Source organism: Paenibacillus sp. ALE3, assembly GCF_054113405.1.
The window spans coordinates 3,364,402-3,382,599 of the sequence record NZ_CM134214.1 but is presented as its reverse complement, the minus strand read 5'-3'; the positions used below and the strand labels follow the sequence as shown (position 1 = coordinate 3,382,599).

Sequence of the window (18,198 nt, the reverse complement as noted above, 5' to 3'; positions counted from 1 at the left end):
ACAGCTCCTTTGGCAGCCGGACTCTGGAAGAGATAGATTCATTTGAATCCGGCTGAATAACAGCAGTATTCAATCATTTTTTTTACGGACGGGCGGGTTTTCTGATCGTTTAACGGTGTATTGTCATTTTTTGATGGTTTGGAATTGACCTCCAGCAACCAGATACGCCCCGTGCTGTCAATCGCCAAATCAATACCAAATTCCGCGAAATGGGCGGGAATTGCCTTTTCTACTCCGCTTGCGATATCCAGTGCTGCTGTTTTGAGAGAGGTAAGACCATTCGATTTAACAGTTGCGGGCAACGTGGTTTTGGCCAGTGCTTCCTTGACTGTACTGAGCGTACCGCCTCTTGCCAGATTGGATACAAAGTGGCTGCCTCCTGCGATCCGAGCGACAATGGATGTTACAGTCCAGGTTCCAGACGCATTTTTTTGTACAAGCGCGCGAAAATCGACCGGACGCTTATCGTGATCGATCAAGGTAAGACCCTGTTGCAGCTGAAAACGTGTTGATTTCATTTTTCCCGCTAAGCTTTTGTACAGTTTATCGACGTTAGCGTACGTTTGCTTTCGGGGTGTGCCCGCTGTTGTGGATAGCACCGAAAAGGTCCCATCGGTTTGCTTGTTAATGCGCATAATGCCTTTACCAAGGCTTCCGCGCACGGGTTTGAGAAAAACAGAGGGATACTGGTTGCACATTTTTTTGAAAACGGCAAAGGTTTGCAGCAAGTGGGACTCGGGTAAATACTTGCGCAGGGAAGAATTCGATTTGAGTGCATCAAACACTTCGTTCTTATCCAAAAACTTTTCATTAAAAAAGGCCGTGCCGTACTGCGATTTTACTTCTTTCATGAAATGCTGTACGCTAGTTCTGTTCTCGAGTTTACGGGAGGTAAGCCGGTTATTGACGACATCGCCGGCAGGCATGACCGTCTTTTTCCAGCCTCCGTCATACACCCATCCCTGAACTCGCCCGGGCTGACTTCCGATATGCTCCGGGGTGAAGAAATACACATATGCTCCTTGTCTGCGGCATTCCCCGACTAGTTCACGGCAGAACAGGGTGATCGACCCGAAAGGCTTGTCGGGCTGTTCGGGATAGTCCCGACTAACCAGCACGCTAATAAGTGGGCCCACTCGAAGTGTCCGGCGGCCTCGGCTGTAGGTTACTCGCAGATTACAACTGTCATGACTGGCATGAAGCCCCATTTTTCGGGCCAGCACGCTTCCCACGCGTAGACCGCTGTATCGGGGTACCGATATGACGGTAACCTCTTGGCGGAACGAACCGAAGGCGAGCTGAACGGGGTGGCCTGCGGATATTTTCCATTTGCGAAGCAGGGACTCGCCGACCATGAGTACGTCATCCTGCAAGATGCCCGATCCGATGATTTGAATCGTTGTTTTTTTGATGGACATCGTGGATCTCCTTCCGGGCAGCAACTTGATGTCTTGAAAGTAACGGGAAACGTGAATGGGCTGTAATAGCACTGATTCATCATATGAGGACATATATACCTTGGTGATTGACGGACAATGTGAAATGTTGACACAAAACTTGTAATGGAGGAATGAACAATCATGAATATCTATGACAAAGCCCATGATTTAGCGAAAGCATTGAAGGAAAGCAAAGAGGTAGAGGAAATTACGTCAGCAATGAAGCTGATTGAGACTGATCCAGAAGCCAAGAAAATGCTCGACGATTTCCGTGAACGCCAAATGGAAGTGCAACAGCGGATGATGAGCGGCGATATGCCAGCACAGGAAGAGATGGAAAAGATGGAAAAAATGTTCGAGGTACTCAGCTTGAACCTTAACATCCGTCGTCTGTTCGACGCTGAACGTCGCCTGGCAGTGATTATTGAGGACGTAAATAAGATTATTGCAGACAGTCTTCAACATTTGTACGGTTCGTCTCTGTAAGTTTGTCTCATATTCCTTCCTGTCCTCTCATAGACTAGATACATAGAGTCACAGGGAGAGGAAGGGATACGATTGGGTTCTTTTAAAAAATGGAAACACGGTATGTACACACTGATCGCATTGGCTATGGTATTGGTCGCGTTACCACGCATCTCGCTGGCAGGTGGTTTGAACTGGGTCAACGGCTTTGGGATGGTATGGGTACTTTTTGCGTTGCTTGTCATCGGAGCGAACCTGCATTTTTTGCTGGGTGTAGATGAGGAAAAACGTAAAACGCTGGAGCGTGTGCGACGTGCCAAAATGCAGCAGTGGCAGATGAAATGGGATAATAAAGCTGACAAAGGCAATATGCTGTAAGTTTTCCTCCGGATTGTCCTAAGCTTGCTCCTAAATTACAAATCAATCCTAGTACGAAGCGGTCTCTTGTAACATGGGACCGCTTTTTTGTTATTTCCAAAGGAAAGATATCCTAATAACAATGGTCTAAAACAAAGGGGTTTTGTGGTATAATAGATACAGAATGATACAGATTGAACGTTGGGGGTGTAACAGGTTGGACGGGCTAGATGAAACAGTTACGAAGCATGAGCAGCTATTGCGTCATATCGAGCAGTTGAAAATAGGCTCCAAAATTTCTGTACGCAGGTTGGCTAAAGAAATGAGCGTTAGCGAAGGCACGGCTTATCGGGCCGTGAAAGAAGCAGAGAATTTGGGAATTGTCATTACCAAGGAACGGATCGGAACAGTACGAGTGGAGAAGCGCCCACGCGGCTTGTCTGAGCAGCTGACCTTTGCGGATGTCGTGAATATTGTAGAGGGACATGTGCTGGGCGGAAGCGAGGGGCTAGAGAAGCCGTTGCACAAGTATGTGATCGGGGCGATGCGTGAGGAAGCGATGGCTCGTTATATTGACGCAGGCAGTTTGCTGATCGTAGGTAACCGGGAGGATGCGCATTCGCTTGCATTAGAGCAAGGGGCAGGTGTGCTGATTACAGGGGGGTTCGGTACGAGTCGGGAGGTTAAGCAGCTTGCAGACCAGATTAGTCTGCCGATTATTTCCTCGCGCCATGATACATTTACGGTGGCATCTATGATTAATAGAGCAATATTTGACCGCCTGATCAAAAAGAAAATTATGTTGATTGAAGACATTGCGGCAAGCAAACCGAAGACGCTGACCTTGAAAATCAACAGCACGCTTACCGAATTTGAAGAGCTATCAGCGACCACGGGATATCATCATTTTGCCATAGTGGATGAATGGAATCGTTTAATTGGTATCGTCAGCCGTAAAGATGTGGAAGGACTTCAACCTGAGCATACGATGGATAAATGTATGATCCGTAATCCAATTACGGTCACCTACCAGACCTCGCTGGCTTCTGCTGCTCAAATGATGGCATGGGAAGGTGTAGATTACTTGCCGGTCGTGGATCGCAACCGTAAGCTGCTTGGGTCCGTTACACGGCGTGAGGTGCTGGAAGCACTGCGTAACGCCCAAAAGCAGCCACAACTGGGCGAGACGTTCGACCAGCTGATTTGGAACGGTTTTGCTGAGGAGCGTAATGAGGACGGATCCTTATTTTTTCGCGGTTTTATCATTCCACAGATGGCCACCAATTTAGGGACGATCTCGGAAGGCGTACTGGTCAACGTGATGACACAAGCGGGCTACCGAGCAGCTAGAGATATGAGCGGCAAGGATTATGTGCTGGATAATTTGACGACTTATTTTATTCGACCGGTACAGATTGAGGATGCTGTCGTTCTTCGTCCGTTGCTGCTCGAGATGAGTCGCCGCACATGTAAGCTAGAAATTGCGATTTCACGGGAAAATCATTTGGTGTGTAAAGCAGTGATGACGCTCCAATCTATTGAACATGGTTGATCTACCTCTGGATTGGAGCAAAAGGTGGGGTGAAATAGATCGATTAGTGGCTTTGAGGCAGTCTTTCTTTGGCCTCCAGCCAAATTTGCAGCACACCTTCCATTACAAGCATCGTTTTGACCTGGATTGTATACTCCTTGTCACGAACGGTGTATTTTTTTTGGTGCAGCAACATACGTACCAGCTTGCTATCAGAGTCAATCTCAAACATATCTCTGCCGCGCAGCACCTCCAGATCACGACTGACGCGGCGAAGAAGCTCTTTCAGATTAATAGAGTCAATTTTTTCAGCCGAAGCTTCCTCCGCGATCAGCTTGATTTCTTTGATGACGGTTTGGCGCTTGCTGTATTTACGTAATGTTTTGTTGTCCTCTTCGGCTTGCTGGAGCTGGAATTGAAGGTCCTGGTTGTTCACCCACAGCTGATTGAAGCTCGCATGCCAGATGGCATTATAGATCATTCCTCCCGTAATCATACCGAGTACAAAAACGGAGGATAATTGCATAAAAGGGCGCAGGCGCTCAAAGGGGGGAACTCTCATAGTCGTTTCACCTCACGGCCGTCCGTTGCCGCATACCCACTTGACCAGCTCTGCACCCATATGAGCGCCTAGAAAGGCGAAAATCAAATACAATATCTGCTTAATGGCAGGTGACAAATTACCATCCAACATATTGCTCTCAATGACCCGGATCGGGTCCATCGTTCCCCCCACAGCGGCGGCAAGCGCCCATATTTTAATCCTTCCTGCAACCTCCAGCATCGTCTGGGTAGGCGGCTGAAGCGATACTACAGCTCCCATTCCGCCGAGCATGGCTCCTCCGAGCACGATGCCGAAGGCAATGAAGAAGTCGAGAATCGCTTTGGATATAAAAGTGCTCATGCTCTTTTCCTCCTTGGGTATATGAATCAGGACCGCGCTTGTCCGCCGGGGTCTGTACTTTTATTCTATGGGCGCTACTAACGTGGATATGATAAAATAGTTTGAAGAAAATCAAGCGGTGAAGGGAAGAGAAGCGCATGAGTTCATTTGTGCATTTGCATGTTCACAGCGAGTACAGCCTGCTGGACGGCGCGGCTCGTACCGCGGAATTGGTCAAACAGGCATCAGCTTACGGAATGAAGGCGCTGGCTCTTACAGATCATGGGGTCATGTACGGTGCCATTCCTTTTTATAGAGCATGTGTAGAGAACGGCATTAAGCCGATTATCGGGTGTGAGGCTTATATGACGGCAGGATCGCGCAAGGAGCGTGGCAGCCGGAAGGATCAGCCTATATATCATTTAATTTTGCTCGCCAAAAATAAAACAGGCTATCAAAATTTGATGAAGCTGTGCTCCATTGGCCATTTGGAGGGTTTTCACTATAAGCCGCGCATTGATATGGATGCTTTGGCTGCCCATCATGAAGGCATCATATGCCTGAGCGCTTGCTTGGGCGGTGAAGTGCCGCAGCATTTGCTGCATGGCAGAGAAGCCGAAGCACGACGTGCAGCGGAACGATACCGTAGCATTTTTGGCGATGATTTTTATCTGGAGCTTCAGGATCATGGTCTGTCGGAGCAAAAACGCGTAAATCCTCAATTGATCGCACTGGCAAAGGAACTGGATATTCCGCTAGTGGCGACGAATGACGTGCATTACTTAACCGAGCCGGATGCTGATGTCCAGGACGTCCTGATCTGTATCGGGACAGGGAAGACAGTTGACGATGAGGAACGCTTGCGGATACCAACACGTCAGTTGTATCTGAAAAGTCAGGAGGAAATGGCTCGTTTATTTCCACATGTAGCAGAAGCCATCGCCAATACAGTGCGTATTGCTGAGAAGTGCGAGCTGGAACTGGAATTCGGCCAATCTATTTTGCCTGAATATCGCCCGCTGCCGGAGGACATGACGTCTTCGTCCTATTTGCGTAGTCTGTGCGTGCAAGGGCTGGAGCGTCGCTATGGAGGCGATCCTGTGTGGGAGCAGCCAGAGGAGCGGGAAAGACTGGACCAGCGGCTGAACTACGAATTAAATACGATCGATAGTATGGGTTTCAGCGATTATTTCCTGATCGTATGGGATTTTATCGCTTTTGCTCATAAGCATAAGATTGCAACCGGTCCGGGACGGGGTTCCTCCGCAGGTAGTTTGGTTGCCTATGTGCTTAATATCACGAATGTTGATCCAATGAAATACAATCTGCTCTTTGAACGATTTCTGAACCCTGAACGGATCAGTATGCCGGATATAGATATTGATTTTAGCGATGAACGCCGCGATGAGGTTATCGACTATGTAGTACAGAAGTACGGAAATGAGCATGTAGCGCAAATTATTACCTTTGGGACATTAGCGGCAAGAGCCGCAGTCCGTGACGTCGGCCGTGTATTGAACGTGCCGTATGGCGAGGTGGACAAGGCGGCCAAGTTGATCCCGGCGCAGCTCGGTATTAATATCCGACATGCGCTGGAGATTACCCCCGAGCTGAAGGCTCTGTATGAAACGAAGCCCAAGACACGTGAACTGCTGGATATGGCGATCAAAGTAGAAGGAATGCCTCGTCATGCTTCGACACATGCGGCAGGTGTTGTCATCTCGCGGACTCCACTGACCGATGCGGTTCCGCTGCAAGAGGGGAGCGAAGGGGTTCCTTTAACGCAGTACTCGATGGAAAATCTGGAGCGCATTGGTTTGCTAAAAATGGATTTCCTCGGACTACGTACGCTCTCCATTATTGAACGTTGCATGCGCTGGATTGGCGAGCAGCATGGAGAAACACCTGACTTTAGCCGTGTTCCCGATGATGACCCGCATACCTATGACTTGCTGGGCAAAGGAGATACAGGAGGCGTGTTCCAGCTGGAGTCGGCTGGTGTACGCCGGGTGCTCAAGGATTTGAAACCGAGTGTTTTTGAGGATATCATTTCTGTCGTGGCATTGTATCGTCCGGGTCCGATGGGCTTTATTCCTAACTTTATACAGGCTAAGCACGGACAGATTGAGATTTCTTATCCGCATTCTGATCTTGAACCGATCTTAAAGGATACGTACGGTATTATTGTGTACCAGGAACAAATCATGCAGATTGCTTCGCGCATGGCTGGCTTTTCTTTGGGAGAGGCTGATCTGCTGCGCCGCGCGGTGTCCAAGAAAAAGCGCGAGGTGCTGGATTTGGAGCGTGGCCATTTTGTCGAAGGCAGTATTAAACAGGGCTACACGGAGGAGGAAGCTGGAAGGGTTTACGATATGATCGTCCGTTTTGCTGACTACGGCTTTCCGCGTGCCCATGCAGCTGCTTATGGTGTGCTAGCATTCCAGACGGCATATCTTAAGGCACATTATCCAGTGCAATTCATGGCTTCCATGCTGACGGCCGTAATGGGAAGTCATCGAAAAGTGGCTGAATATGTCGTCGAATGTCGTCGCATGGATATCGCGGTGTTGCCGCCTGATGTGAATGAGAGTGGGGTGCTGTTTACCCCATTACAGCACGGTGATATCCGCTTTGGACTGGCTGCAATTAAAAATGTCGGCACACAAGCAATGGAAAGCATTCTTGCTGTTCGTAAGGAACGTCCTTTCGACAGTCTGCTCGATTTTTGTCGACGTGTTGATTTAAGGGTGTGTAATAAGAGAGTGATTGAATCGCTCATTCAGGCAGGGGCATTTGATTCATTGACAGGCCATCGGGCACAGTTGCTTGCCATGCTTGATGAAACGGTGGATGCAGCTGCCAAATGGCGCAAGGAACGTGACGATTTGCAAATTGATATGTTTGGGTTTGTGGAAATGCCTAATTGGGATATCGAATATCCCAATGTACCCCCATTTAGTACCAGCCAGCAATTAGAGCTGGAACGCGAACTGCTGGGACTGTATTTGTCTGGGCATCCGCTAGATGATTTTGAGTCGCTGCTGGAAAGCAGCCAAGCGGATCGTCTGATGGAGCTGAGCGATGTGCCAGATGAAACGGTTATTGTGACCGCAGGCATGGTGGTGTCACTCAAGACGATTACGACCAAGCAGGGAAAGGCCATGGCCTTCATTGAGCTGGAGGATCAGATTGAGCGCTGTGAGGTTGTGCTGTTTCCTGAAGTTTGGAAGCGAAGCCAGCAGTGGATTGAAAAAGGTGCCTTGCTTGCACTTCGCGCCAAGATGCAGCAGCAGGACGAACACTTCAAGCTCCTAGCGGATGAGGCAGTTCCGTTGGCGGAAGACGCGCTGTCACGGCTTCTTCAGCGCCGGCGTACCGGAGCACGTTCGTCCGCAGCAGCTGGAACATCCGTGCCAGCTGCTGGCAATACAGGCGGGAGAGCGCCACGTGTGTCGACCTCGCTTTCGGCAGCAGCTCCATCAGCGTCGCCCCAGCAGAAGGAGGCTCGTCCCGTGGCGGCTTCTTCACAACGCAGAGGCGAAGCGGCTCACAGTGAGCAGGTGCCTTCCCCGCGCGGCTCGGAATCGCCCACCCGTCAGCGGGTGTTTGTCAAAATCACCCGCCAGGCCGAGGAGGACGCTAGCTTGCTAGTCAGCCTAAAGGCATTACTACAGGAGCATCCCGGTGCTGTACCTACCGTACTTTTTTACGAGAGTAACCAGCGTCTGCTGGCGTTGAGTGATGCTTACAGCATTAAGCCTTCTCCTCAGCTTTTTGATCGAATGGAATCGATGCTGGGTGAAGGCACAGTGAAAGTCAAATGACAGGCACGCAGCAACTCGTCTTTATTGTAACGGTTTAATGAACATTTTCCTTCCCTTTCGCATACACTTGGAAAACTGGCGGAACAGGAGGTTCAACACGTATCCTGCACCATAAAGTCCCGCACGGTGGAAGAATAGAACTGCATGGTGAAAGCGGGAGGGAAATTATGTCCTATGAATATGCAGAAACCTTGTTAAATCGCAGAGGCATTCAGATCGAGTCCATTGCGGACATTGTTTTTCAGCTTCAGCTAAAATATTATCCTCATTTGACTATGGAAGAATGTGTAGAAAGTGTCAAAGCGGTTTTGCAAAAGCGAGAGGTACAATATACACTGCTGACAGGCATTGCGCTTGATGAGCTGGCCGAAAAAAAACTTCTTCCCCAGCCACTTCAAGCCATTATGGAGGCAGACGAACCGCTGTATGGAGTGGACGAGACAATGGCTCTTGGCATTACGAGCGTGTACGGCATGATCGGCTTAACTAGTTTTGGCTATCTGGATAAAGAAAAGATTGGAATTATCGAAAAGCTGAACCAAAAAGGCAGTGGTATTCATGTGTTTTTAGATGATCTTGTCGCCGGATTGGCTGCCGCCGCTTCTTCGCGTATTGCCCATCGGAGCCTTCATGCCAAGCATTATCCTGCATCATTGGATGTTTAATTGGCCTGAATAAACAGAATTAATGATTTTCTAGGCCCTCCGACGGAACTTGAACGATCAGGAGGGCTTTTGTTGCGGGAAAAAAGTAAGGTATGTTATCATGAGTCTATTATATGGGCTCAAAACTTGAGGCTTAGGGGGTAGAAACAAGGCATGTGGACGGTGATATATATTGCACCGACGGCCAGACTGGCTGACATGATTAAGCTCAAACTGTCTGAAGAAGGTTTTATGGTGCAGACCCGGGCCATCAGTGCATCCAAGCAACAGTTTGAGATACTTGTGCCTTCGGGTGAAGTCGAAGAAATACAGGAAGTGCTGAATTCGATTTTGCGCCCTTGAGTCCGGAACGGCGGAAGTGATACAGCAGCATGAATGGAACAAAGGATGCACGATCGGCGGTAATGTTGTATTAACTGGCGTTGACGTGTGTATGAACATAATGCTTAAGAGGTGCCGCATCGACGGCAGAGGACCTTGTATCGGTTACGGCTGACAAATAAACGGCTGGAGAGGTGTAGTTGTGTTTAAAGATTTATTCCAAAAGAAGCGTAAATACGCGACCATCCCTTCGGAACGGGCGCTGAGCGGCGATCAAGCGGACATGCCGGATCGTCCCAAACGGGAAATTCCCGAAGGTCTTATGACCAAATGTGGCAAGTGCGGAAGTATTCAATACAGCAAAGAGTTGGAGAAAAATTTGAAAGTGTGTCCGGTGTGCGGATACCATATGCGTTTGAATGCGATGGATCGCATTCGCATGGTGCTCGATGAAGACACGTTTACGGAATATGATGCCGATATGATTTCGGTTGATCCGCTGGACTTTCCGGGATATGCAAGTAAGTTGGAGCAACAAACCCTGAAAGCCGGCCTGCGCGAGGCTGTCGTTACGGGCGACGGCCTTATTCATGGGCTTCCTGTTGTCGTAGCGGTGATGAGCTTTGACTTTTTTACAGGCAGTATGGGCTCAGTCGTAGGAGAGAAAATTACGCGCGCCATTGAGCAGGCGATAGACAAGCGCTTGCCGCTTATCATCTTCTCCACATCCGGTGGGGCACGTATGCAGGAAAGTATTCTGAGTCTGATGCAGATGGCCAAAACAAGCGCTGCTCTCGCTCGTCTGGACGAGCAGGGATTGCTTTATATTTCTGTGATCACTGATCCGACTACAGGTGGAGTCTCCGCCAGCTTTGCTATGCTCGGAGATATTATTATTGCAGAGCCAGGTGCTGTGTTCGGTTTTGCAGGTCGTATTGTAATTGAGCAAACGATCAGACAGAAGCTGCCGGATGATTTCCAAACTTCCGAATTTAATTTGCAGCACGGACAATTGGATATGGTTGTACATCGCAAGGAACTGCGTGATACCCTTGGGCAATTGCTTGATCTGCACAGTGTGAAAGGGGAGGAATAAATGGCTGGCGAATTGCCTTATGAAAAGCCCCTGGTCGAGATGCGACAGAAGATCGAAGAACTTAAGCAATTCGGACAGGATAAGCAAATTGATTTTACAGATGAAATTAACCGCCTGGAAGAACGTTATCTCCAGATGGAAGAAGAAATATATTCTAACATTACAGCATCGCAAAAAATGCATCTGGCCCGCCATCATCAAAGGCCAACGTCCCTTGATTTGATCGAGCAGGTGTTTACGGACTTTATTGAATTGCATGGCGACCGCTTGTTCGGAGACGATCTGGCGGTTGTGGGTGGGATTGCCAAGCTAAATGGTATTCCGGTGACCGTCATTGGCCAGCAACGTGGTAAGGATACGAAAGATAACATTGCACGCTTTTTTGGTAGTGCCCATCCGGAAGGATTCCGTAAAGGCTTGCGGCTGATGCAGCAGGCTGACAAATTTAAGCGTCCTATAATTACATTTATTGATACGAAGGGCGCTTATCCGGGTAATACAGCAGAGGAGAGAGGTCAATCGGAAGCGATTGCCCGCAATTTGCGGGAGATGGCAAAGCTTTCGGTGCCTGTTATTTGTGTGGTCATCGGCGAGGGTGGAAGCGGCGGTGCGCTTGCGTTTGCAGTGGGTAACCGTGTGCTGATGCTGGAACATGCTATTTATTCGGCCATTTCTCCAAACGGTGCAGCCTCGATTCTATGGAAAGATGCTTCTAAGGCAGATCAGGCAGCTGAAGCGATGAAGATCACCGCTAATGACCTCCTGCGCATGGAGATTATCGAGGATATTGTGCCAGAGCCGAAAGGGGGCGCACATCGTAACTATGAAGTGACTGCTGCCGCAATCAAGGAGTTATTAGAACGTCATTTGGCAGACCTTACGAATATGAGCTGTGATGAATTGAGAGAAGACAGGTATCAAAAATTCCGGAAAATAGGTCAATATACTTTCTTAAAACCTTCGGAATCTGAACCTATGTTGTAATACGCTGGAAACGGGTAACAATAAATATGACGAACTTCCTATACAAATAGGAAAAAGTGTAGTAGATTTAATTGTTGGAAAAAGATATAAAGAGTAGCACCTTTGAAAACGGAGGAAAAACCCAAATGCGCAAAACTAAGATTGTATGTACCATCGGTCCTTCCAGTGAATCATTGGAAAATGTGAAGAAACTGATTATGGCTGGTATGAACGTAGCCCGCCTGAATTTCTCTCACGGTGATTTCGAGGAGCATGGCAACCGGATTAAAAACATCCGTCAAGCTTGTAAGGAGCTTAACAAAAATGTTGCTATTTTGCTCGATACGAAGGGGCCGGAAATCCGGACAGGAAAGCTCGAAGTTGAACCTATTGAGCTTGTTCAGGACGAGTTCATTACGCTGACAACGGAAGAAATTCTCGGTACGCAAGATCGTATCTCCATTACGTACAAGGATCTTCCCTCGGACGTGGAGCCCGGCTCCACCATTCTGATCGACGATGGTCTGATCGGACTCACCGTTATTGAAGTATCAGGCACTGAAATCAAATGCCGCATTGTCAATGGCGGAACGATCAAAAGCAAGAAGGGCGTTAACGTTCCAGGCGTTGCTATCTCATTGCCTGGTATTACGGAGAAAGATGCTAATGATATCATTTTTGGTATTGAGCAGGACATTGATTTCATCGCAGCTTCTTTTGTTCGTAAAGCAAGTGATGTACTGGAAATCCGTGAATTGCTGGCGAAGCACAATGCAAGCCACATTCAAATCATCTCCAAAATAGAAAATCAGCAAGGTGTTGACAACCTGGATGAAATTTTGGAAGCTTCGGATGGTCTGATGGTTGCCCGTGGTGACCTCGGTGTGGAAATCCCTGCTGAAGAAGTGCCTCTGGCGCAAAAATTGATGATTAACAAATGTAATGTAGCTGGCAAGCCTGTTATTACAGCAACACAAATGCTGGATTCCATGCAACGTAACCCGCGTCCGACTCGTGCGGAAGCAAGTGACGTAGCCAATGCTATTTTTGACGGAACAGATGCAATTATGCTGTCCGGCGAAACAGCTGCTGGGAAATATCCGGTAGAATCTGTATTGACAATGTCACGTATTGCCGAAAAAGCTGAGTCTTCTCTGAACTACCGCGATTTGTTCAAAAAACAAAGAACGGCGCAAGAAATTAGTATTACAGAAGCAATCAGCCAATCCGTTTCTATTTCTGCTCTTGACCTGCATGCCAAAGCAATCCTGACGTCCACACAAAGCGGAACAACGGCGCGTATGATCTCTAAATACCGTCCAGAAGCTCCGATTATCGCTGTGACAACACAGGAAAGAACAGTTCGCCGTTTGGCTCTGATCTGGGGCGTACATGCAGTACAAGGCAGACCAATCGTCGACACAACAGATAGTCTGTTTGACAATGCGCTGGAAGGTGGTCGCAAATCTGGCCTCGTTAAAGAGGGCGATTTGGTTGTGATTACAGCGGGCGTACCTCTTGGTGATTCCGGTTCCACGAACCTGATCAAAATTAGCTGCGTTCCAGCACAAGCGTAATTGTAGTCTCCACGAAGTAATACTGGGACGGCATCTACTCGTTACAGAAGCAAAAGAGCATTCAGGTCAATAAGACCTGAATGCTCTTTTTTTGTTAGCTAGTTCTTATTCCTTCTCGTCGTATAAAATCAAGGAATGCCTGTTGCATCATGTTCTTATGTGTATCTTGTTGATATACGATGTTTATTTGATAATGGCTCTTTGTGCTGTCAGTTTCGGGATAAGGAAGCCATTCCACCGAGGGGATAGTATGATCCTCGCTACGAACTCCGCAGGCAGGAAAGAAGGCAAGCGCTTCTCCGCTACTAACCACTTGCTTTACTGCTTCCCAAGAGTTGATTTCCAGTTGGGATTTAACTAGCGAGGAATAGGAATCTACAACGGATGCCCCGCTATATTTTACCCATATGTGTTTATCCAGCGTATCGGCCCCATTGATGTCCAGTGACTTGGATGTCTCTGCCGATGCAGAGCGGATAATTCCCACCTGATCTGAAGCCACTGGTTCTGCCACAGTATTCTCCAGAAGAGATTCTCCATCGTCGAGAAAAGCAAAATCAACTTCTCCGTCTTTCAGTAGCTGCTTGATTACATCCGGAGATTGAATTTCTAACTTAATACGACATTCTGGATATTGTTGAGCAAAATCAGCCATGATAGTCGGGAGAAGATACATGCCTGAAATCGACTCTGCGCCCAGATGTAAGAGGCCCTGTGATTGTTCTGTCAGTTCATCTACAGCTTGTCTGGCTTCTTGCTCGAGAGAGAGAATCTGCTTTGCGTAAGGCAACATTTTTTTACCAGCCTCGGTTAGCATAATTCTGCCTTGTTGAAGAGAGAACAGGGTCGCACCCATTTCCTTTTCCAGACTTTTCATATGGAAGCTGACGGTGGGCTGTTTGATTTGCAAAGTTTCGGCCACCTCTGTTGCTTTATGGAATTTGTCGATCAGCACTAAGATGCGCAATTTTAAAATATTCATGGAATCGAATAATTCTCCTTACTTGATATTTATGCGTGAATTTACACTATAGATTAATTATATACCGAAAAACAATTTATCTATCAATATTTTATATTTGTTTTACAAAACCTAGTCGTTCGTCTAACATTCCAGGCCTACAATGTAAAAGTGTTGATGGTCATAAATAAAAAACCGTCACTTAACTAAGGGGAGGACAATAAAAAATGTTGAAAAAATGGCCGTTCATTCTGATGACTCTCACCATGGTATTTGCACTTGCAGCTTGCGGATCAGGTAACAATGCTGCACCACAAGGAGATGCTGCTGCAGGAACAGACAATAAAGCAGCTGCTGAACTGACAGGTAATATTCTGGCTGTTGGCTCCACTGCACTTCAACCATTGGTAGAGCAAGCGGGACAAAAATTTATGGCTGTCGATAAATATAAAGGCATTGCAGTTCAAGTGCAGGGTGGCGGTAGCGGTACTGGCTTGACTCAAGTTTCCGGTGGACAAGCGGATATCGGTAACTCTGACGTGTTTGCAAAGGAAAAACTGGAGAGCGGCGCAGAAGAGTTGGTCGATCACCAAGTAGCAGTTGTAGCCATGTCAGCGGTAGCGAATCCCAAAGTAGGCGTAACAGACCTGAAGAAAGATCAACTGGTACAAATCTTCACAGGTAAAATTACGAACTGGAAAGAGATTGGTGGTGCAGATCAAAAAATCGTGATCGTGAACCGTCCAAGCAGCTCCGGTACTCGTGCAACCTTTGAAAAATATGCACTGGGACAAAAAACGGAAGATCTGCCAGGCTCCATTCAGGAAGATTCCTCTGGTACTGTGAAAAAGTTGATTGCTGAAACACCTGGTGCGATTGGCTACCTGGCTCTGTCCTACATCGACAACACAGTTACTGCTTTGAAGTATGACGGTGTGGAAGCTAACGTTGAAAATGTAGAACAAGGTAAATATCCAGTGTGGGCATATGAGCATATGTACACCAAGGGTGAACCAAAAGAACATGTAAAAGCATTCTTGGACTACATTCTGTCTGATGAAATCCAAAAAACAGACGTTGTAGACTTGGGATACATTCCGGTATCAGGTATGCAAGTGAAACGTGATGCTGACGGTAATATCACGAAATAAGGAGAGCGATCTCCTGTTCGGATGAACGCAGCTAACGCGAGTATATTCACGAAGAAGAGGCGGACTAGCGTCCGGCCTCTATTCTTCGGTTAAAGGAGTCACAGTATGGAACCAATTGAAGGGAAGGCATACATGGAACAGAATAAACGATCCCGAGTTATGAAAGAAAGACATTACTGGGAAGAATGGACCGGCCGCATCTATACGTCGGTTTGTGTCGTTTTTTTAGTTGCAGTCATTGTCTCCATCGTATATTTTGTTGCCTCCAAAGGTGTAGCTACATTTGCGGTGAATGGAGTCAGTCTGCGGGAATTTTTCTTTGGAACCAAATGGAGCCCGGATGGCGAGCCCAAGTCCTTCGGCGCGCTTCCGTTCATTACGGGTTCTTTTGCTGTAACCATATTAGCGGCCTTAATTGCCAGTCCGCTCAGCTTGTGTGCAGCTTTGTTTATGACGGAAATCGTGCCAAAATCGGGTAAACGTATCCTTCAGCCTGCCATTGAATTATTATCCGGCATTCCGTCGGTTGTCTATGGCTTTGTCGGCTTGACCGTAATCGTCCCACTGCTGAGAAACGTGTTTGGGGGACAAGGCATCGGTATTCTCGCAGGTTGCCTTGTGTTGTCAGTTATGATTTTACCGACAATTACGAGTATTATGGCGGATGCGTTGTCTTCTTTGCCGGGAGGGCTGCGTGAATCCTCTTATGCGTTGGGTGCTACCCGCTGGCAGACGATTGCCCGTGTTATTATTCCGACGTTGCTGCCTGCTCTTTTAACAGGAATTATTCTCGGTATGGCTCGTGCCTTCGGAGAAGCATTGGCTGTACAGATGGTTATCGGGAATGCTCCGCACATACCGCATTCCTTGCTGGAATCCGCTTCGACCTTGACCAGCGTTATTACACTTAGCATGGGCAACACAGCGATGGGCTCTGTTCATAACAATGCACTCTGGAGTATGGCGCTTGTTCTTCTGCTCATGACATTCATTTTCGTGCTGCTGGTAAGGCTGCTTGAAAGGAGAAACCGGGTTTGATGAAAGCTAAAACGACCGACAAGATCGCTACATTTGTAATCTGTTTCTTCGCCTTGTTCATTGTTGCTCTTTTGGTGGGATTACTAGGCTTCATTTTGGCCCGCGGAGTCAGTCATATTTCTTTTGATTTTCTAACCAGTGCTCCACAAACGTTACGTGCAGGTGGCGGCATTGGTCCGCAACTGTTTAATTCTGTATTTTTGCTAATCTTAACTTTGATTATTACCATTCCAATTGGCTGGGGCGCCGGCATTTACATGGCGCAATATGCAAAGCCGGGGAAAATTACGGACTTCATACGACTTGTCGTCGAAGTATTGTCCTCGTTCCCGTCGATCGTCATTGGATTGTTTGGACTATTACTCATCGTAAATACGTTTGATTTTGGCTTTTCCCTCTTGTCAGGGGCCCTGGCTTTAGCCGTATTCAATCTGCCGCTGATGGTTCGCACAACGGAGCAGGCTTTCCGCGCTGTACCGAAGGAGCAAAAGGAAGCCGGACTTGCGCTTGGATTGTCCAAGTGGAAAATCATTACCTCCATTTTGTTGCCAGCTGCGCTGCCAAGCTTGATTACGGGTACCATCTTGGCCGCAGGCCGCATTTTCGGGGAAGCCGCCGCATTGCTGTTTACAGCAGGGATGAGTACGCCGCCGCTTGATTTTACCGATTGGAATCCATTGCATGCCAGATCGCCTATTAATCCGATGCGACCTGCTGAAACATTGGCTGTTCATATTTGGAAGGTCAACAGTGAAGGCATTGCGCCTGACTCCAAAGATATCGCCGCAGGCGCTTCTGCGGTATTGGTGCTGCTGGTACTGGTCTTCAACTTGAGTGCAAGATGGTTCGGAAGAGTCGTTTACCGTCGGTTGACAGCTGCCAAACGAATGGATTAGAAAGGGGATGGAGAACAATGGAACATGTGATTACACGAACGGCAAAAACCGCCACACCAGCAACATCCGTTCAGTCTACGCGTTCAGAACAACTTGCGGGGCAAGCGCCACATCCGTTCAGTACTGAGGATTTGAGTATTTATTACGGAAGTTTTGAGGCCGTGAAAAAAGTAAACTTAGCTTTTCCAGAGCAGACCGTGACCGCCCTGATTGGGCCTTCCGGCTGTGGTAAATCGACTTTTTTGCGTTCCCTTAACCGAATGAATGATGAGATTGCGTCTTCATCGACAACGGGACATATTTGGATGGACGGACAGGATTTGACGGCGCCAGAGACGGACGTGATCAAGCTGCGTCAGCAAATTGGCATGGTGTGGCAGCGGCCTAACCCTTTTTACAAATCGATTTATAATAACATTGCCTTCGGTCCTAAATACCGGGGAGTGCGTAAAAAGAAGCAGCTTGATGAAATCGTCGAAAGCAGCCTGCGTAAGGCGGCATTATGGGATGAGGTCAAGGATCGTCTTCACGATTCCGCTCTTGCTCTGTCTGGCGGGCAACAGCAGCGGCTTTGTATTGCACGTGCACTTTCTGTCCAACCGAAAATTCTGTTGCTTGACGAGCCAGCTTCCGCGCTGGACCCTGTGTCTACAGGCAAGGTGGAAGAGCTTATTACCGAATTGAAAAAAGAACTGCGCATCGTTATTGTGACGCACAATATGCAGCAGGCTGCACGGATTTCCGATTATACGGCTTATTTTTATGTCGGAAGTTTGGTTGAACATGGGAAAACAAATGATATTTTCACCAATCCTGAAAACGAGTTGACTCAAGAATACATCATGGGTCGCTTTGGATAAGCCGTGCAGTTTGGCGACTTGTTATATATATGAAACATAAAAAAACATCTTACTAATCTAGTATTGGTAAGATGTTTTTTTATGTTAGTTTAGTAAACTCTTACATTTGTATATAATAAAATATATTGATTATTTGGTTATATTTTCATATAATACATGTGTTTAATAGTT

The 18,198-nt window shown here is 47.5% G+C and carries 17 protein-coding genes; 13 read left to right on the top strand and 4 right to left on the bottom strand.

Going from position 1 to position 18,198, the window contains the following annotated elements:
* Window positions 1-38 precede the first annotated feature (38 nt).
* Window positions 39-1,418 (bottom strand): YheC/YheD family endospore coat-associated protein, encoded by a 1,380-nt coding sequence (locus tag ACXHJ2_RS14840; protein WP_058829336.1) that lies wholly within the window; start codon window positions 1,416-1,418, stop codon window positions 39-41.
* Between the two features lie 162 nt (window positions 1,419-1,580).
* Between ACXHJ2_RS14840 and ACXHJ2_RS14835 the strand changes: the two genes are divergently transcribed.
* The 3 genes from ACXHJ2_RS14835 (at window position 1,581) to ACXHJ2_RS14825 (ending at window position 3,813) form a co-directional block, all read left to right on the top strand.
* Window positions 1,581-1,925 (top strand): YlbF family regulator, encoded by a 345-nt coding sequence (locus ACXHJ2_RS14835; protein WP_013370332.1) that lies wholly within the window; start codon window positions 1,581-1,583, stop codon window positions 1,923-1,925.
* A 72-nt stretch (window positions 1,926-1,997) separates the two neighbouring features.
* Complete coding sequence (locus ACXHJ2_RS14830) at window positions 1,998-2,282, top strand: hypothetical protein (protein WP_013370333.1); 285 nt, start codon at window positions 1,998-2,000, stop codon at window positions 2,280-2,282.
* Between the two features lie 196 nt (window positions 2,283-2,478).
* Entirely contained in the window at window positions 2,479-3,813 is a 1,335-nt protein-coding gene (locus ACXHJ2_RS14825) for a DRTGG domain-containing protein (RefSeq protein ID WP_013370334.1), read from the top strand.
* A 43-nt stretch (window positions 3,814-3,856) separates the two neighbouring features.
* Here the strand turns inward: ACXHJ2_RS14825 and ACXHJ2_RS14820 are convergent, their stop codons facing one another.
* Both ACXHJ2_RS14820 and ACXHJ2_RS14815 read right to left on the bottom strand, forming a co-directional pair.
* Entirely contained in the window at window positions 3,857-4,354 is a 498-nt protein-coding gene (locus ACXHJ2_RS14820; RefSeq protein ID WP_013370335.1) for a hypothetical protein, read from the bottom strand.
* Between the two features lie 12 nt (window positions 4,355-4,366).
* Window positions 4,367-4,696 carry a YtrH family sporulation protein gene (locus tag ACXHJ2_RS14815; RefSeq protein ID WP_013309582.1) on the bottom strand — a complete coding sequence of 110 codons (330 nt, stop codon included), beginning with the start codon at window positions 4,694-4,696 and terminating at the stop codon, window positions 4,367-4,369.
* Window positions 4,697-4,833: 137 nt separating this feature from the next.
* Here ACXHJ2_RS14815 and ACXHJ2_RS14810 point away from each other — a divergent pair, with 137 nt between their 5' ends.
* The 6 genes from ACXHJ2_RS14810 (at window position 4,834) to pyk (ending at window position 13,121) form a co-directional block, all read left to right on the top strand.
* Window positions 4,834-8,499, top strand: coding sequence for a DNA polymerase III subunit alpha (locus ACXHJ2_RS14810; RefSeq protein ID WP_165084091.1), 3,666 nt, complete (start codon window positions 4,834-4,836; stop codon window positions 8,497-8,499).
* A gap of 167 nt (window positions 8,500-8,666) precedes the next feature.
* Complete coding sequence (locus ACXHJ2_RS14805) at window positions 8,667-9,164, top strand: phosphatidylglycerophosphatase A family protein (protein ID WP_013370337.1); 498 nt, start codon at window positions 8,667-8,669, stop codon at window positions 9,162-9,164.
* A 153-nt stretch (window positions 9,165-9,317) separates the two neighbouring features.
* Complete coding sequence (locus ACXHJ2_RS14800; RefSeq protein WP_007429680.1) at window positions 9,318-9,506, top strand: hypothetical protein; 189 nt, start codon at window positions 9,318-9,320, stop codon at window positions 9,504-9,506.
* A 181-nt stretch (window positions 9,507-9,687) separates the two neighbouring features.
* Window positions 9,688-10,581 (top strand): acetyl-CoA carboxylase, carboxyltransferase subunit beta, encoded by an 894-nt coding sequence (gene accD / locus ACXHJ2_RS14795; protein ID WP_013370338.1) that lies wholly within the window; start codon window positions 9,688-9,690, stop codon window positions 10,579-10,581.
* Window positions 10,582-11,565 (top strand): acetyl-CoA carboxylase carboxyltransferase subunit alpha, encoded by a 984-nt coding sequence (locus ACXHJ2_RS14790; RefSeq protein WP_013370339.1) that lies wholly within the window; start codon window positions 10,582-10,584, stop codon window positions 11,563-11,565. It begins immediately after the preceding gene.
* Between the two features lie 125 nt (window positions 11,566-11,690).
* A complete protein-coding gene (pyk, locus tag ACXHJ2_RS14785) occupies window positions 11,691-13,121 on the top strand; it encodes a pyruvate kinase (RefSeq protein WP_013370340.1) in 1,431 nt (476 codons plus the stop codon).
* Window positions 13,122-13,215: 94 nt separating this feature from the next.
* Here the strand turns inward: pyk and ACXHJ2_RS14780 are convergent, their stop codons facing one another.
* Window positions 13,216-14,103: a LysR family transcriptional regulator gene (locus ACXHJ2_RS14780; protein ID WP_165084093.1), complete on the bottom strand. Its 888-nt coding sequence runs from the start codon at window positions 14,101-14,103 to the stop codon at window positions 13,216-13,218.
* 206 nt (window positions 14,104-14,309) lie between these two features.
* Between ACXHJ2_RS14780 and ACXHJ2_RS14775 the strand changes: the two genes are divergently transcribed.
* The 4 genes from ACXHJ2_RS14775 (at window position 14,310) to pstB (ending at window position 18,027) form a co-directional block, all read left to right on the top strand.
* Window positions 14,310-15,233 (top strand): phosphate ABC transporter substrate-binding protein, encoded by a 924-nt coding sequence (locus ACXHJ2_RS14775; protein ID WP_165084095.1) that lies wholly within the window; start codon window positions 14,310-14,312, stop codon window positions 15,231-15,233.
* A 105-nt stretch (window positions 15,234-15,338) separates the two neighbouring features.
* Entirely contained in the window at window positions 15,339-16,271 is a 933-nt protein-coding gene (gene pstC / locus ACXHJ2_RS14770; RefSeq protein WP_013370343.1) for a phosphate ABC transporter permease subunit PstC, read from the top strand.
* On the top strand, window positions 16,271-17,167 hold the full coding sequence (gene pstA / locus ACXHJ2_RS14765) for a phosphate ABC transporter permease PstA (RefSeq protein ID WP_013309592.1): 897 nt from the start codon (window positions 16,271-16,273) through the stop codon (window positions 17,165-17,167). Before pstC ends, pstA begins: the two co-directional genes overlap by 1 nt.
* 17 nt (window positions 17,168-17,184) lie before the next feature.
* Window positions 17,185-18,027 carry a phosphate ABC transporter ATP-binding protein PstB gene (gene pstB, locus ACXHJ2_RS14760; protein ID WP_016819624.1) on the top strand — a complete coding sequence of 281 codons (843 nt, stop codon included), beginning with the start codon at window positions 17,185-17,187 and terminating at the stop codon, window positions 18,025-18,027.
* Window positions 18,028-18,198 lie beyond the last annotated feature (171 nt).

Bases quoted from the DNA above. Each gene is read 5' to 3' on its own strand.
- ACXHJ2_RS14840 (WP_058829336.1), bottom strand. From the start codon at position 1,418: ATGTCCATCAAAAAAACAACGATTCAAATCATCGGATCGGGCATCTTG.
- ACXHJ2_RS14835 (WP_013370332.1), top strand. From the start codon at position 1,581: ATGAATATCTATGACAAAGCCCATGATTTAGCGAAAGCATTGAAGGAA.
- ACXHJ2_RS14820 (WP_013370335.1), bottom strand. From the start codon at position 4,354: ATGAGAGTTCCCCCCTTTGAGCGCCTGCGCCCTTTTATGCAATTATCC.
- ACXHJ2_RS14815 (WP_013309582.1), bottom strand. From the start codon at position 4,696: ATGAGCACTTTTATATCCAAAGCGATTCTCGACTTCTTCATTGCCTTC.
- ACXHJ2_RS14810 (WP_165084091.1), top strand. From the start codon at position 4,834: ATGAGTTCATTTGTGCATTTGCATGTTCACAGCGAGTACAGCCTGCTG.
- ACXHJ2_RS14805 (WP_013370337.1), top strand. From the start codon at position 8,667: ATGTCCTATGAATATGCAGAAACCTTGTTAAATCGCAGAGGCATTCAG.
- ACXHJ2_RS14800 (WP_007429680.1), top strand. From the start codon at position 9,318: ATGTGGACGGTGATATATATTGCACCGACGGCCAGACTGGCTGACATG.
- ACXHJ2_RS14790 (WP_013370339.1), top strand. From the start codon at position 10,582: ATGGCTGGCGAATTGCCTTATGAAAAGCCCCTGGTCGAGATGCGACAG.
- pyk (WP_013370340.1), top strand. From the start codon at position 11,691: ATGCGCAAAACTAAGATTGTATGTACCATCGGTCCTTCCAGTGAATCA.
- ACXHJ2_RS14780 (WP_165084093.1), bottom strand. From the start codon at position 14,103: ATGAATATTTTAAAATTGCGCATCTTAGTGCTGATCGACAAATTCCAT.
- ACXHJ2_RS14775 (WP_165084095.1), top strand. From the start codon at position 14,310: ATGTTGAAAAAATGGCCGTTCATTCTGATGACTCTCACCATGGTATTT.
- pstC (WP_013370343.1), top strand. From the start codon at position 15,339: ATGGAACCAATTGAAGGGAAGGCATACATGGAACAGAATAAACGATCC.
- pstA (WP_013309592.1), top strand. From the start codon at position 16,271: ATGAAAGCTAAAACGACCGACAAGATCGCTACATTTGTAATCTGTTTC.
- pstB (WP_016819624.1), top strand. From the start codon at position 17,185: ATGGAACATGTGATTACACGAACGGCAAAAACCGCCACACCAGCAACA.